At 63.0% G+C, this 13,723-nt stretch carries 11 protein-coding genes; 8 read left to right on the top strand and 3 right to left on the bottom strand.

Going from position 1 to position 13,723, the window contains the following annotated elements:
• From BTW07_RS07760 to trhO, 3 genes are all read left to right on the top strand, one after another.
• Positions 1–483, top strand: coding sequence for an OsmC family protein (locus BTW07_RS07760; RefSeq protein ID WP_075569589.1), 483 nt, complete (start codon positions 1–3; stop codon positions 481–483).
• A complete protein-coding gene (locus BTW07_RS07755) occupies positions 480–1,406 on the top strand; it encodes an ornithine cyclodeaminase family protein (RefSeq protein WP_075569588.1) in 927 nt (308 codons plus the stop codon). The genes BTW07_RS07760 and BTW07_RS07755 overlap by 4 nt, the downstream gene beginning before the upstream one ends.
• A 151-nt stretch (positions 1,407–1,557) precedes the next feature.
• On the top strand, positions 1,558–2,508 hold the full coding sequence (gene trhO, locus BTW07_RS07750) for an oxygen-dependent tRNA uridine(34) hydroxylase TrhO (RefSeq protein ID WP_075569587.1): 951 nt from the start codon (positions 1,558–1,560) through the stop codon (positions 2,506–2,508).
• A gap of 94 nt (positions 2,509–2,602) precedes the next feature.
• Here trhO and BTW07_RS07745 read toward each other — a convergent pair whose 3' ends face one another.
• Both BTW07_RS07745 and glnE read right to left on the bottom strand, forming a co-directional pair.
• A complete protein-coding gene (locus BTW07_RS07745) occupies positions 2,603–3,220 on the bottom strand; it encodes a YrbL family protein (protein WP_075569586.1) in 618 nt (205 codons plus the stop codon).
• A gap of 68 nt (positions 3,221–3,288) precedes the next feature.
• Positions 3,289–6,252 (bottom strand): bifunctional [glutamate--ammonia ligase]-adenylyl-L-tyrosine phosphorylase/[glutamate--ammonia-ligase] adenylyltransferase, encoded by a 2,964-nt coding sequence (gene glnE, locus BTW07_RS07740; RefSeq protein WP_075569585.1) that lies wholly within the window; start codon positions 6,250–6,252, stop codon positions 3,289–3,291.
• A 298-nt stretch (positions 6,253–6,550) separates the two neighbouring features.
• On the opposite strand from glnE, the gene BTW07_RS07735 reads away from it, so the two are divergent.
• The 3 genes from BTW07_RS07735 to BTW07_RS07725 all read left to right on the top strand — a co-directional run bounded on the left by BTW07_RS07735 (position 6,551) and on the right by BTW07_RS07725 (position 9,683).
• On the top strand, positions 6,551–7,531 hold the full coding sequence (locus BTW07_RS07735; protein WP_075569584.1) for a Bug family tripartite tricarboxylate transporter substrate binding protein: 981 nt from the start codon (positions 6,551–6,553) through the stop codon (positions 7,529–7,531).
• Positions 7,532–7,611: 80 nt separating this feature from the next.
• Positions 7,612–8,154: a tripartite tricarboxylate transporter TctB family protein gene (locus tag BTW07_RS07730; RefSeq protein WP_158025872.1), complete on the top strand. Its 543-nt coding sequence runs from the start codon at positions 7,612–7,614 to the stop codon at positions 8,152–8,154.
• A gap of 2 nt (positions 8,155–8,156) precedes the next feature.
• Positions 8,157–9,683, top strand: coding sequence for a tripartite tricarboxylate transporter permease (locus tag BTW07_RS07725; RefSeq protein WP_075569582.1), 1,527 nt, complete (start codon positions 8,157–8,159; stop codon positions 9,681–9,683).
• 141 nt (positions 9,684–9,824) lie between these two features.
• Here BTW07_RS07725 and BTW07_RS07720 read toward each other — a convergent pair whose 3' ends face one another.
• Entirely contained in the window at positions 9,825–11,135 is a 1,311-nt protein-coding gene (locus tag BTW07_RS07720) for a carbohydrate porin (RefSeq protein ID WP_075569581.1), read from the bottom strand.
• Positions 11,136–11,353: 218 nt separating this feature from the next.
• Between BTW07_RS07720 and BTW07_RS07715 the strand changes: the two genes are divergently transcribed.
• Complete coding sequence (locus tag BTW07_RS07715) at positions 11,354–12,463, top strand: GlxA family transcriptional regulator (protein WP_083941679.1); 1,110 nt, start codon at positions 11,354–11,356, stop codon at positions 12,461–12,463.
• Positions 12,460–13,704 (top strand): MFS transporter, encoded by a 1,245-nt coding sequence (locus BTW07_RS07710; RefSeq protein WP_075569580.1) that lies wholly within the window; start codon positions 12,460–12,462, stop codon positions 13,702–13,704. Before BTW07_RS07715 ends, BTW07_RS07710 begins: the two co-directional genes overlap by 4 nt.
• The last annotated feature ends 19 nt before the right edge of the window (positions 13,705–13,723 follow it).

Here is a 13,723-nt window from a genome sequence, read left to right as displayed (position 1 = left end):
ATGGCCAACTACATCGCCACCGTTCGGTGGCAGCGTCAGTCCGAAGAAGCTTTCACCGACAACCGCTACAGTCGCGGCCATGAATGGCTTTTCGATGGCGGTGTCAGTGTACCGGCATCGTCATCGCCCCACGTTGTCCCGCTGCCCTACTCCATCGAGTCCCATGTCGATCCCGAGGAGGCGTTCGTCGCCTCGCTGGCCAGCTGTCACATGCTGGTGTTCCTGGGTATCGCCGCCAAACGACGCTTTGCCGTGGACCGCTACGAAGACCAGGCCATCGGCGTGATGGAGAAAAATGCGGAGGGCAGACTCTCCATCACGCGAGTGACCCTGCGACCGGCCGTGACGTTTTCCGGCGAGCGCCGGCCGACACGTGAGCAGCTCGAGACGATGCACCACCAGGCCCACCGGGGCTGCTTCATCGCCAACTCTGTCAAGACCGCCGTCGTCACCGAGATCGTCGAACCCCGAGAGCCCCCATGACCCGACTCATCACCTATACCGAAGCCCGCGACCGCCTTTCCTGGGCCGAGGCCGTCGAGGCCCTGAAGCAGGGCCATCGCGCCGCGCGGCCGGAGATCGACGATACCTTCCTGGGCCCGGCCGACAAGACGCTGCTCAACCGCTCCTGCTTCATTCCCGGCGTGGGCTATGGCGCCAAGGCGGTTACTGTCTTCGATGGTAATGCCGCCCGTGGGCTGGATACCGTGCAGGGCGCCATGCTCTATTTCGCGCCCGATGATGGCCAGTTGAAGGCGATCATCGAAAGCCGGCTCGTCACCGAAATCAAGACGGCCAGCGATTCCGTCTTGGGCGCTCTTTTGCTCGCCCGCCCGAGCAGTCGTCATCTGCTGATTTGCGGTGCCGGCAATGTCGCTGCCAGTCTGATCGATGCCTACACCTCGCTCTTTCCCGAGCTCGAACGCATCAGCGTCTGGAATCGTACTCACGACAAGGCGTCGACACTGGCGGAAACCTGCGCCAAGCGCGGCCTGAACGTCACCGCCGTGACCGATCTGGAAACCGCCGCCCGGTCGGCGGACATCATCACCAGCGCCACCATGGCGCGTGCGCCGTTGATTCTGGGAGAGTGGATACAGCCCGGCACCCACGTCGACCTCATCGGCGCCTACAAGGCTGACATGCGCGAGGCGGACGACGAATTGCTGAAAGCCGGCCGCCTGTTCGTCGATAGCCGTGAGACAACGATGGGCCATATCGGGGAACTGAAGATTCCCATCGCCAGTGGCGCCATCTCCGAACAAGACGTTCTCGGCGACTTCTACGATCTGCTCGACGGCCATCCTGGCCGGCAGGACGGGAGCGATATCACGGTATTCAAGAATGGCGGCGGCGCGCATCTCGACCTGATGATCGCACGCTATATCGCCGAGAGCGTTCAGTAACGGCAAACGAGACCCGCTTACCCGAGCTGCGACAGCCGACCGCTGGACGACGCCGCTCAGCGGCGTAAAATACGTGACGTTCATCGAGGGCCTCGATAGCCCTCGCCTTACCCGGTCCGCCCTTTGCGAGGGCGACAACCAGGAGTCCTGCATGTCATCCAACGATCTACCGATCGTCGTCGCGGCGTTGTATCAATTCGTCACGCTGGACGATTTCGAAACCCTGCGCGAGCCGCTACTGAACGAGATGAAGCGTCGCGACGTCAAGGGCACGCTGCTACTCGCCGTCGAGGGTATCAACGGCACGGTCTCCGGCACGCGTGCCGATATCGATGCGCTGCTCGGCTGGCTCAAGCGTGACTCGCGCTTCGCGGCGCTCGAGCACAAGGAGTCGTACTGCGAAGCGCATCCGTTCTATCGCACCAAGGTCAAGCTCAAGCGCGAGATCGTCACGCTCGGCGTCGACGGCGTCGACCCCAATCGGCGCGTCGGCACCTACGTCGAGCCGGAACAGTGGAACGATTTGATCGATGACCCCGAAGTGCTGGTGATCGATACGCGTAACGACTACGAGGTAGCGATCGGTAGTTTCGAAGGCGCCGTCGACCCGAAGACCAAGTCGTTCCGCGAGTTGCCGGAGTACGTCAAAACGCACTACGACCCCACCCGGCACAAGAAGGTGGCGATGTTCTGCACCGGGGGCATTCGCTGCGAGAAGGCCTCGAGCTTCATGCTCGACGAGGGCTTCGAAGAGGTGTTCCACCTCAAGGGCGGCATCCTGAGCTATCTGGAGAAGGTTCCGGAAGCCCAGACTCGTTGGCGCGGCGACTGCTTCGTGTTCGATAACCGAGTCACCGTTCGCCACGATCTGAGCGAGGGCGAGTTCGAACAGTGCCACGCCTGCCGGATGCCGATCTCTACCGAGGACCAGGACTCCGAGCGCTACTCGCCCGGTATCAGTTGCCCCCACTGCTGGGACTCGCTGCCGGAAAAGACCCGTGCCAGTGCCCGCGAACGGCAGAAGCAGATCGATCTGGCCAAAGCGCGTAACGAGCCGCATCCGCTGGGACGTGACCCGCGCGCCGCATCGGCGGGTCGCTGATCGGGTTGACACCAATGCAGACGGCCTCTCGAATTCATCGAGAGGCCGTCGTCCTTGCAAGACATGGCGGCGTCAGTACGGCAGTCAGCGAAGACTAGTGAACGCTACGAACCCGCTCGTTGCGCTCGGGCTCGGGCAACAGGCCGTAACCGGCCAACTTGGCGAAGAATCGTTTCATCCGTCGATCGATCTTCTGCCGCGCGAACCATGGCCAGACATTGGCCAGCGGCATGAAGTCGGGGTTGGAGACGCCATCGATCAGCCATAGCCGCCGAGTGCCGTCCACCCGGCGCTGGCAGACGATATTGCGATCGTTGATATCGGACGGCACGATCCAGTTGTCACGCAGGTAACGATAGAGCCCTTGCAGCTCGTTGGAGAACGCCTGGGACTCGAACCAGGCTGTCTCGCCCCGCTGACGATATTGCCGAATGGTGGAAGATATCTGACCATCGGCATCGGTAATCAGGCCAAAGACCAGCCCTTCCCCGCAATCCGTCGCCACCGCGCCGAAATACTCCGGAACGTGGCGCCAGTCATCGACGCCCCGGCGCTTCAGATTCTCGAAATAGACTTTCTCGCGTTCGTTCTGCTGACTGCCGCGTTCAGGAAAACGAGGCACCTTGATGCAGCACTCGGGACGATCCGGGTGCCGGTAGATCGCTCGGTCGTTGCCGTGGGCAATCTCGTTGACAGGGGCGAGTCGATACATCGTGGGCCACTCCGAGCCGACATCAAGACGTCATGACTCGTTAATAATAACGTAATCAAACACTGTATTCATTGATCGTTCGCCCCGGATTCTGTCTCCGGCTGCATCCAGCGCTGCCATAGCGCCAGGATGTGCGCGCGGTGATCGGCGAACGTCTCGGCCGATACCAGACTGCCGCGCTTGGCCAGCGATGCGCGATGACTGGCATCGCGATAGGCGAGATAGGCCGCCTGCAGATTCCGCGCGTCCTGTTCGGGAAGGCGGCCGCTCTCGGCCAGCGCATCCATCAACCGCATATTGTCGGTGACCTCGAGCAGCGCCGGCGTCCGGGACGACAACGCCAGCACCGCGTATTGACTCATGAACTCGATATCCACCAGCCCGCCGGCATCCTGCTTGAGGTGAAACTGGCCGGCTTCCCGCGCCTCGCCGCCACTGCCGAGGTGCTCTCGCATCTTCAGACGCATCCTGACGACTTCTCGGCGCAGCTCGGCGCAGTCCCGCTCTCGCGCCAGCATCTCGCGGCGAATGGCCTCGAAGCGTGTTGCCAATTCATCATTCCCGGCCACCGCGCGCGCGCGGACCAGTGCCTGATGCTCCCAGATCCAGGCGTCTTTGCGCTGGTACTCGGCAAAAGCCTGCAACGAGGAGACCAGCAAGCCGGCGTTACCCGAGGGGCGCAGGCGCATGTCGACTTCATAGAGCGTGCCGCTCGGCGTAGTGACGCTGAGCAGATGGATGATGCGCTGCCCCAGCCGGGTGAAGAACACCAGATTGTCGATCGATTTGGCGCCGTCGGTAACGCCGCGAGGTGCGGCATCGTAGAGGAACACCAGATCGAGATCGGAGCCGTAGCCCAGCTCGATGCCACCCAACTTGCCGTAGCCGACGATCAGGAAAGCGGCTCGATCAGCCCCCTCGCGCGGTTCCGGTTGACCGTAGCGCGCGCTCAGCGAGCGCCACGCCATCTGCAGCACGCTATCGAGGACGACTTCCGCGATCGCGGTCAGATAATCGCTGACCTTCATCAGCACACGGCCGCCGGCAATGTCGGACGCGGCAACCCGCAGCACCTGGGTCTGCTTGAAGACTCGCATCGCCTCCAGCCAACCCTCCTCGTCGTCTTCGGGGATCCGGGCCAGGGTCTGACGCAGCTCGTCCGCCAGCCGCTGCTTGTCGGCAGGTGAGTAGAGCGTTGCCGGGGTCAGCAGCTCATCGAGAAGAATGGGGTGACGCGCCAGCTGTTCGGCGATCCAGGGGCTGGCCGCACACAGCCGGACCAGCGACGGCAGTACCTGCGGATTCTCGCGCAGCAGCGAAAGATAGGCGGTGCGCCGCAGCACCGCTTCGATCAACGGCAGCACGCGATCCAGCGCAGTGGTGGGCGTTTCACTGTCGGCGACCGATTCCAGCAACATCGGCATGACGGCGTCGAGGCGCTCATAACCGATACGCTGCATCGATTGCACGCCGCGCGAATCGCGGAAAGTCTTGAGCCGCCGCAGCGCCTCGGGCGGCTCGTAGCCTGCTGCCGCCATCACGCGCTCGGCTTCGGCGTCGTCCATTTCACCGTGCCACAGCTGGCGCCAGACCGCGTCGTTTTGGGATGACTCTCCAGCGGGCGCCTGCGACTCGTCGTCCGGGTCGGCGACCACCGCGTCGAAGTGGCGTCGAACGCGCTCCCGGCACGCGGAGAGTGTTGCTTTCAAGGCATCCCAGTCAGGCATTTGCATCGCCATCGCCAACCTCGCCTGGTTCTCCGGATCGTTCGGCAACTGCTGCGTCTGACGATCCTGCTGGGCCTGCAGCGCGTGCTCGAGATCCCGCAGGAACGCGTAATCCTCTTGCAGTTCGTCGACCACCGACTGCGGCAGCAGCTCGAGCGTCACCAGGCGCGCCATGGCTTCTCGCAACGACGTCACCTGGAGCTCGGTATCGCGACCGCCGCGAATCAGCTGAAACGCCTGAACCACGAATTCGACCTCGCGGATCCCGCCCCGCCCCAGCTTGATGTTGTCGTCCCGCCCCAGGCGCTTGACCTCGCGATGAATCATCGCCTTCATGTCGCGCAGCGACTCGATCGCGCCAAAATCCAGATACTTGCGATAGATGAAGGGCTTGAGCTCATCGAGCAACTCATGCCCGGCGTCGAGATCACCGGCCACGGGACGCGCCTTGAGCATGGCGTAACGCTCCCACTCGCGCCCCTGATCCTGATAGTAGCTGGTAAAGGTGTTGAAGCTGCCGACCAGAGGCCCGCCGTCGCCCAACGGACGCAAGCGCATGTCGACCCGAAAGACGAAACCGTCCGCCGTTATCGCATCCAGCGCCGCGATCAGCTTCTGGCCCAGCTTGGTGAAGTACTGCTGATGCTCGTATTCGCGCTCTCCGCCCCGGGTCGTGCCCTTCTCCGCAAACGCGAAGATCAGATCGATATCCGAAGAGAGATTGAGCTCGCCAGCGCCGAGCTTGCCCATCCCCAGCACGATCAGCCGCTGGGCTGTGCCGTCGGCGCGTGGAGCCGGTATCCCCCAGCGGGCCGCGAAATGCCCCTCGAGCCACCCCAGCGCCCCTTCGAGGCAGATTTCCGCCAGTTCGGAGACGGCGCGGGCGGTCGTCCACATCTCGGCGCCGTTGAGATCCCGCCAGACGATGCCCACCATCCGCGCCTGGCGAAAACGACGCAGCGTCCGATGAAGCGTCTCCTCGCTGTCCGCCGGCGTCAGCGCCTGGTGGAGCGACGCTTCGATCTGTGCCCGGCTCGGTGCCGCCTCCAGCTCGCCACTCTCGATCAAGGTGGGCAGCAGCGCGGGGCGCGTGGTCAGCGCGTCCAGGGCGAAGTCCGACAGCAGGACCAGTCGGGAAAACTCGCGCCGACGCGTGTCGTTCAGGGAAAGCCAGCCGTCGATGATGGCAGGGTCGATGGTCGTGGCCGCGAGTCCCTCGCTCAGGCGCTGCCTGGCCTCGCGCCACGCACTTTCCAGCGCGACGGGAACGTCGATCTCGGCAAACCAGGACTCGGGTAACGGCATCAGGGGCTCCAGGCGGGCGATGGGCGGGTCAACGCGGATAGGTCTGACCAGCATAACGAAAGCCTCGAGCGAGACCCAAGCGACGAAGGTCGTTGCCCACTTGCCGACGCCTCGACTGATTGGCGCCATCGCTCGGCAGATGCACGGTGTCAAACCAAGGTTGTATTACATCGTACGAATAAACCGGCTACAAAGGCACAAGCCAATTAGCCGGGTCCGGGTGCACTCCTCCAACAACAAGCGCTCGTCAATCTGCCGACCCCACTCCCGAAGTCCACCCACTGCCAAGGATTACCTCATGACGTTCAAGAAAACCCTGCTGGGAATCGCCTGCCTGGCATCACTGACGGTAGGCACCGCCCAAGCCGACTTCCCGAATCGGGATATCCGCGTCATCGTGCCGGCAGCCGCCGGCGGTGGTACCGACGCCATCGTTCGCAAGGCCTCCAACATCGCCGAAGAGTCGCTGCCCGTCTCGATGTATGTCGAGAACGTGGAAGGCGGCATGACGGCAACCGGCCTGCTCCAGTTGATGAAAGCGCGCCCGGACGGGCAGACCATCGCCGCGATCACCTATGACAGCATCATCACGATCCCGTGGAAGAACATGCTGCCCGGCTTCAACATGGACAAGATGCGCATGATTGCGCGCATCACCAGCGAAGCCGATGCGATCACCGTGCCGGAATCCTCTCCTTACAAGACGCTGGATGACCTGATTGCCGCGGCCAAGGAAAAGCCCAACAGTCTTCGCGTCGGCATCCAGAACATGGGGGCCAGAACCCATCTGACGCTGCTGCAGCTGCAGGAACAGACCGGCGCCAAGTTCAAGATCGTCTCCTACGACAACAGCGCAGCGTCACAGAAGGAAGCCCTGCTCAACGGCGAAGTCGATGCCGTCGTCACCAGTCTCGGCGATCTGGCGCCGCTGATCGAGTCCGGTCAGGCGCGCGGTCTGGTCGAGTTTTCCGACACCCAGAATGAAGGCTTCCCCAATGTACCGCCGGTCACCGAGACCGATACCGGCCTGGATCTGCAGATGGGCAGTTTCATCATCATGGTCGCCCCGGCCCGCACCCCGGACGATGTGATCGAGAAGCTGGAAGCCACGTACCACAAGGCCTATGAGAGCGACGAATTCCAGCAGTGGCTGAAACAGATCGGCGTGACGCCCGCCTGGCTGGGAGCCGACGACGTGACCCAATGGGCGAACGATACGCAGCAGCAGCTCTTCAGCACCATGGATGAGCTGGTCGACAAGGGCGTGCTGGAAAAATAAGCCACTCGCGTTCGTTCCTATCCACACTGCGCCATGCCGTTCGCATGGCGCAGCGCTGCGACTTCAGGTGCCCTATGTCGTTGAAACCGTCATCTCCGCACTCTTCCCGACGCGCTGGACTGAGTGGTGAATTCTATGTACCGGCAGCGCTCGCGATCATCACCCTGATCTATCTGATCTCGGCGATCCAGCTCGGCCCACCGATGAAGGCCGGCAACATGACCGCGTCCTTCTTCCCCATCGCGACCGCGATCATCATGCTGATTGCGCTCTCCTGCGCCATGGTTCATGCGCTGCGCGGCAAGGCCAGGGCATCCGCCGAATCGTCGCCCGCCGACGCGGAAAGCCACGATGAGATTGCCAGCGGCCGCCAGTACGCCGGGCTCTCCCTCGGCGCGATCGGCGTCGTCGTACTGACGGCGGGCTATCTGCTGGCGTTCGATCTGATCGGCTACTTCGTCGCGACGTTCGTCTACGTATTGCTGCTTTGCTGTCTGTTCGGCGGCGGCTTCCGCGATAAATGGCTGACCAAGCTGATTGCCGCCGTCGCCATCACCCTGGCGGGCTACCTGCTGTTCGAGGTCGTCTTCCAGGTCCGCCTGCCCACTCTCTGGAGTCAATGATCATGGACGCGATCTCCGGGCTGCTTGGCGGCTTCGCCGCCCTCGCCAATCCCGAAACCCTGCTCTACATGATCGGGGGATTCCTGATCGGCACCTTCTTCGGCGCGGTGCCGGGGCTGACCTCGGTACTGGCGATTGCCCTGCTGTTGCCGCTGACCTACAGCCTCGACGTGACCACGGCGCTGGTCGCCTGTGCCAGCATCTTCATGGCCGGGATGTGCAGCGGCAGCATCACCGCCACCACCATCAACATTCCCGGGGCGCCCTCGTCGATGATGACCGCCCTGGAAGGTTACCCGATGCAGCAGCGCGGCGAGGGTGCCAAGGCGCTCGGCCATGCCGCACTGGGTTCGATGATCGGCGGTTCGCTGGGCGCCCTGCTGCTGATGGTGATGGCACCGCTGGCGGCGGACGTGGCCCTGCTGATCCGCACGCCGGGCAAGTTCTCGCTGATCGCCTTTGCGCTGATCGTGATCATCATTTCCCAGCGCGGATCGATCACCAAGGGCATGATCGCGACCCTGTTCGGCGTCATGATCGCCACCATCGGCATCGACGTGGTCCAGCCGCTGGCCCGCTTTACCTTCGGCACCGGCGTGCTGGTCCAGGGCATCGACATGATGCCGCTGATCATCGGCACCTTCGCCATCAGCGAGCTACTGGTCCAAGCCGATAGCCGTAGCACCCGCACCGTCGACCCGAGCATGATCAAGGCGGCCAAGGTGAGACGTCGCGATTTCATCCCGCCGCTGTCCGAAGTCCGCGAGATCGGCGCGCTGCGCTACCTGAAAAGCGCGGTGATCGGCTACGCGGTCGGCATTCTCCCCGGTGCCGGCGGCTCGATGGCGGCTTTCGTCTCCTACGCCGAATCGATGCGCTCGTCCAAGCACCCGGAGCGTTACGGCAAGGGCAATCCGGAAGGTATCGCGGCGGCAGAATGCGCCAACAACTCGATGTGCGGCGGCGCGTTCGTGCCGATGCTGACGTTCGGCATCCCCGGCGACCCGACCACCGCCATCGTGCTCGGCGTGCTGGTGATCAACGGCCTCCAGCCCGGCCCGCAGTTCATGACCCAACAGCTCGACCTGATCGCGCCGATGTTCGCCTCGCTGTTCGTCAGCGCCCTGATCCTGATTCCGCTGACCCTTTATCTGCTCGGTCCCTACTTTCTCAAGATCGTGTCGATCCGCCGTGACGTGCTCTACTCGAGCATTGCCATCGTGGCACTGGTAGGCAGCTACGTGGCCACCTACTCCACGTTCCAGATGGCGCTGGCATTGGTGTTCGGTGTGCTGGCCTACTACCTGCGCAAGCAGAAATATCCTACCGTCTGCCTGCTGCTGGGGTTCGTGCTCGGACCGAGCCTGGAGGAGTACTGCCGTCGAGCGCTTTCCATCAACGACGGTAACCCGCTGATCTTCTTCACCAGCCCGGACAGTCTCTTCTTCATCGCGCTGACCGTGGTGTTCTTCTACTTCATGGTGATTCGCAAGCCCAAGGACAACGGGCTGGGAACACGGCCCGCATAGGACGAGCCTGTCGCGGCCATGCGCGATGGGAAGCCAGCGCTTGGCGCGGATTGTATCGAAGCATCGTCACGAAAACGGCTGCCCAAGGGCAGCCGTTCTTGCGTGGAGCCGATCGCACGTGAGGCTGCAAACCGGCCCTGATCAGAAGCTCGCTTTGATCGTCGTGCCTGCGACCCAGGCGTTGTCGACCGAGTCCACTGCCGAGGGATTGACCACGTACTGCAGATTGGGGCGAAGCGTCAGGTAGCCGGTCAGGTTGAAGCTGTAGTAGACCTCGGCGTCATACTCGTGGCCCTGGCGCGGCAGCGGTGACAGCGAACCGGCCGGCGTGGCGTTGTAATAGTCGACATAGTCATTGACGTCGTCGTTGACGTGCAGATAGGCCAGGCCGATGCCGGCGTCATCCTGCGGACGCGCATCGAACGGCCCTGCGTAGGTCGCGCCGACCGAGACGTAGCGATCGATGCCCGCGGTGTCACCCTGGTTGGCGTTGCCCATGCTGAACAGCGTCAGGCCACGATCCGCGTCGCCGCCACGCTGGGTCACCTGCTGCTGGACCACGTAATAGAGCCCGGTATTGGTATCGCTGGTGCGATCCGCGGGACCATCGCCATACGCGCGGTTGTCGACGTTCTGGGTATAGAAACCGAGCTTGTAGGCACCCGCCAGACCGTTCAGCGTCGGGGTATAACCGAGCTCCACCGGGAACAGCGTGCCTTCGGTACCGCGGGTGCGCAGATCGAAGCCGTTATCGTTTTGCAGATTGCTGTCATTGATATTGAACGCACCAACCTGGGCGTACCACTCTGGCGCGACATTGGCGCGGATCACCGCGGCCCACTGCGCGATCGGCCAGTTGTAGATGTTATTGCCCCAGTTGCCCGGCTGTGCGCCGCCGAATGCCAGGTTCTGGAAGTTGCTGTCGATGGTGGCAAAATCATCGCCGAACGGAATTCGCCCCAGCTTGACGGCAAGCGCGTCATTGAAGAAACGCTGGCGGTACCAGAACTGGGTCAGCCTGGTGACCGGTCCGCGCCCCTGGACTTCCTGCACCGACGAGCCGCCAACGGTCGCACCCGGATCGCTCAACCTGTCGTTGACGCTATGGCCATTACGGTTGGTGACGGTGAGCTGGAATTCCGCGTCGGGAATGCCGGCAAGCTTGTCGAGGTCGAAATTGGCACCGACCGCGAACTGATCCGCGTACTTGGTCACATGGCTGTCGCGATAGCCACCATCGAGAATCGTGGCCGCCTCGCCCACATAGTCGAAATCGAAACTGACGCCGGCATCTTCCAGCGCGGTGCGCCCGCCGCCCCAGTCTCCAAACATGTCGGGGGAATCCGCAGAAAATGCCGAATATGCCTGCGCCGTGCCCATCACCCCGAAACCACCCAATAGAATCACCGATACACCGCCGATTCCGATAACCCGTGATGTGACATCTGCCATGAACTGGCCTCCCCAAAATATAGTTAGCACGTTACTAATGCGCAGAGGATGATAATCCCAATTCTCACGCACCGATAGCCAACGGCGCCCACGGCGCCAGCAGGGTCGACCAAAGGATAAGACGTTCGCGGCATGACCCGGTGTCCATCCCGCCATGGATGGCACCACTCGAGTCGGCGATATCGAAGCGGGCCACCATGTCGTTTCGGGTGGGATTGATGTCATTGCCGACATACCTCGATCGACTCACACTGGGCTCATCGCAATCGGCCCGAGTCACCTTCGAGATTCGCGTCATCTTCAGCAGAGGCAAGGGTGTGTCCCATACCGTCGATCTCTTCGTTTATCCGAACTGCCAACTGCTGGACGCCAGCGGGCCCTGGCAGGTCTTTGCCAGCGCCAACACATTGCTGGGCCGCCGCCACTATGACCTGCGTCTCAACGCCATCGAACCCGGCGAAGTCACGTCCAACGGCGGCATGACGCTGGTGGCCACTCATGCATTGAGCGCATTCGCATCGACCAGCCGTCCGTCGGCCACGACGTCCCCCACCGATACGCTGCTGGTCGCCGGCGGTCACGGCGTTCACGATCTCGACGACAGGGTCATTCGGATGCTCGCCGAACGGGCCGTATCGGCATCTCGTGTCGGCTCGATCTGCACCGGCGCTTTTGCGCTGGCGAGAACCGGCCTGCTCGACGGCCGCTGCGTCACGACGCACTGGCGGCAGGCCGAACGGCTGGCGCGGGAATTCCCCAAGATCCATGTCGCAGCCGATGCGCTCTATCGTCAAAGCGGCAACCTCTACACCAGCGCTGGCGTCACCGCCGGCATGGATCTGGCGCTCGCGCTGGTCGCCCAGGATCACGATCATCGACTCGCGGGGGAGGTGGCGCGAGAGCTGGTCATGTTTCTCCATCGACCCGGCGATCAGGCACAGTTCAGTGAAGGGCTTCGCTGCCAGCTCGCCAGTCACGGCAGGCTGAGGACGCTGATTGATCGAGTGCTGAACGATCCGCTGGCGGACTGGAACAGCGAAGGCCTGGCCGAATCGATAGCCGTCACGCCGCGTCACTTTCAACGCCTGTTTCGCCAGCAGTTACAGATGACCCCGTTCGAATTCTTGACCCGTCTGCGACTGGAATCCGCACGCCGTCTGCTGGCGGAGAGCGATGCCTCGCTGACACGGATTGCCGAGCATTGCCGCATTGGCGGTGCCGAGCAGTTACGCCGCCAATTCCAGCGTCGCTACGGGTTGGCACCCAGCGCTTACCGTGCCCGGTTCGGCCTTGCCGGCGCCAATCCTGAAACGCGAGATGCCTCATGACGACTCGGATCACACCGCGCCTGCCGCTCACTGTCTGGGGTCTGGCGCTATGCCAGGCACTGCTGGTCAGCGGTAATATCCTGCTGATTGCCGTCTCGCCGCTGGTGGGTAATCAACTATCAGCGAATGCCGACTGGAGCACGTTACCCGTGGCAGCCCAACTGTTGGGGCTGACGGCAGCCACCCTGCCTTCCGGTTGGCTGACCGCGAGGCTTGGGAGAAAGCGCACCTTCTTGATCGGCAACGGTGTCGGGCTTGTCGGCATCGCGATCTGCATGCTGGCGCTGCAGGCATCGAATTTCCCGCTGTTCAATCTGGGAACGTTCGCCATCGGCATGAGCATCGGTGCCGGCATGCTCTACCGCTTCGCGGCCATCGACGCGGCTGGCCCCGCCCAACGTGACCGAGCGCTGAGTCTGGTGATGGCCGGCGGCGTCATCGCTGCCTTTCTCGGGCCTTGGCTGGCGCGCGCTTCACAGCACGGTTTCGAGATTCCCTTCCTGGGTTGCTTCGTAGGTCTCGCCGGACTCTACGCGCTGGCACTGGTACTGCTGTCGCGGCTGACACTTCCGTCTCCACAGCGCAGCCCCGACTCCAAGCTGGCGCGCCGACCCGGCGCGCTGCTGCGCCATCCACCGCTGCTCGCCGCGGTACTGATCGCCACCTTGAGCTACGCCACCATGAATCTGGCGATGACCGCAACGCCGCTGGCCATGACACACGCCGGGCACGGCTTTGGCGACGTCACCAACGTGATCCAGTGGCATATCCTGGCGATGTTCGCGCCCTCGTTCGTCACCGGCGACCTGACCCGGCGCTTCGGCCATCAGCGGATGATTGTCGTGGGTTCGTTGAGTCTACTGGCCAGTCTGCTCTACGCCCTGCTGCCCGCCTCCTTGTGGACGTTCGCTATCGGTCTGTTCCTGCTGGGAATAGGCTGGAACTTCACTTTCCTGCCCGCCAGCGCGTGGCTGACCACCACCTATCGCCCCGGCGAAGGCCCGCGGGTACAGGCCCTCAATGACTGCGCGGTGTTTTCGCTGACGGCCCTTTCGGCGCTACTCGCCGGACCGCTGAATGCCTGGCTCGGCTGGCAGACGCTCAACCTGATGCTGATACCGCTGGTCCTGGGCATGTGGCTCGTGCTGCTGGTACTGCGGCAGCAAGCCCGGCAGGCAAAAACCCTCCAGGAAAACGCCGTGCATAAAAAAACCCGGCACGAAGCCGGGCTCGGAAGATGAAGGACAAGCTTTCGGTCGG

It is taken from the genome of Salinicola socius, from assembly GCF_001937195.1.
Classification (GTDB): Bacteria; Pseudomonadota; Gammaproteobacteria; order Pseudomonadales; family Halomonadaceae; genus Salinicola; species Salinicola socius.
The sequence above is the reverse complement of the archived record's forward strand: the minus strand, read 5'-3'. Positions and strand labels throughout refer to the sequence as shown.

Coding starts and splice junctions, on each gene's coding strand:
- BTW07_RS07755 (WP_075569588.1), top strand. CDS start 480: ATGACCCGACTCATCACCTATACCGAAGCCCGCGACCGCCTTTCCTGG.
- BTW07_RS07720 (WP_075569581.1), bottom strand. CDS start 11,135: ATGGCAGATGTCACATCACGGGTTATCGGAATCGGCGGTGTATCGGTG.
- BTW07_RS07735 (WP_075569584.1), top strand. CDS start 6,551: ATGACGTTCAAGAAAACCCTGCTGGGAATCGCCTGCCTGGCATCACTG.
- trhO (WP_075569587.1), top strand. CDS start 1,558: ATGTCATCCAACGATCTACCGATCGTCGTCGCGGCGTTGTATCAATTC.
- BTW07_RS07760 (WP_075569589.1), top strand. CDS start 1: ATGGCCAACTACATCGCCACCGTTCGGTGGCAGCGTCAGTCCGAAGAA.
- BTW07_RS07725 (WP_075569582.1), top strand. CDS start 8,157: ATGGACGCGATCTCCGGGCTGCTTGGCGGCTTCGCCGCCCTCGCCAAT.
- glnE (WP_075569585.1), bottom strand. CDS start 6,252: ATGCCGTTACCCGAGTCCTGGTTTGCCGAGATCGACGTTCCCGTCGCG.
- BTW07_RS07715 (WP_083941679.1), top strand. CDS start 11,354: ATGTCATTGCCGACATACCTCGATCGACTCACACTGGGCTCATCGCAA.
- BTW07_RS07745 (WP_075569586.1), bottom strand. CDS start 3,220: ATGTATCGACTCGCCCCTGTCAACGAGATTGCCCACGGCAACGACCGA.
- BTW07_RS07710 (WP_075569580.1), top strand. CDS start 12,460: ATGACGACTCGGATCACACCGCGCCTGCCGCTCACTGTCTGGGGTCTG.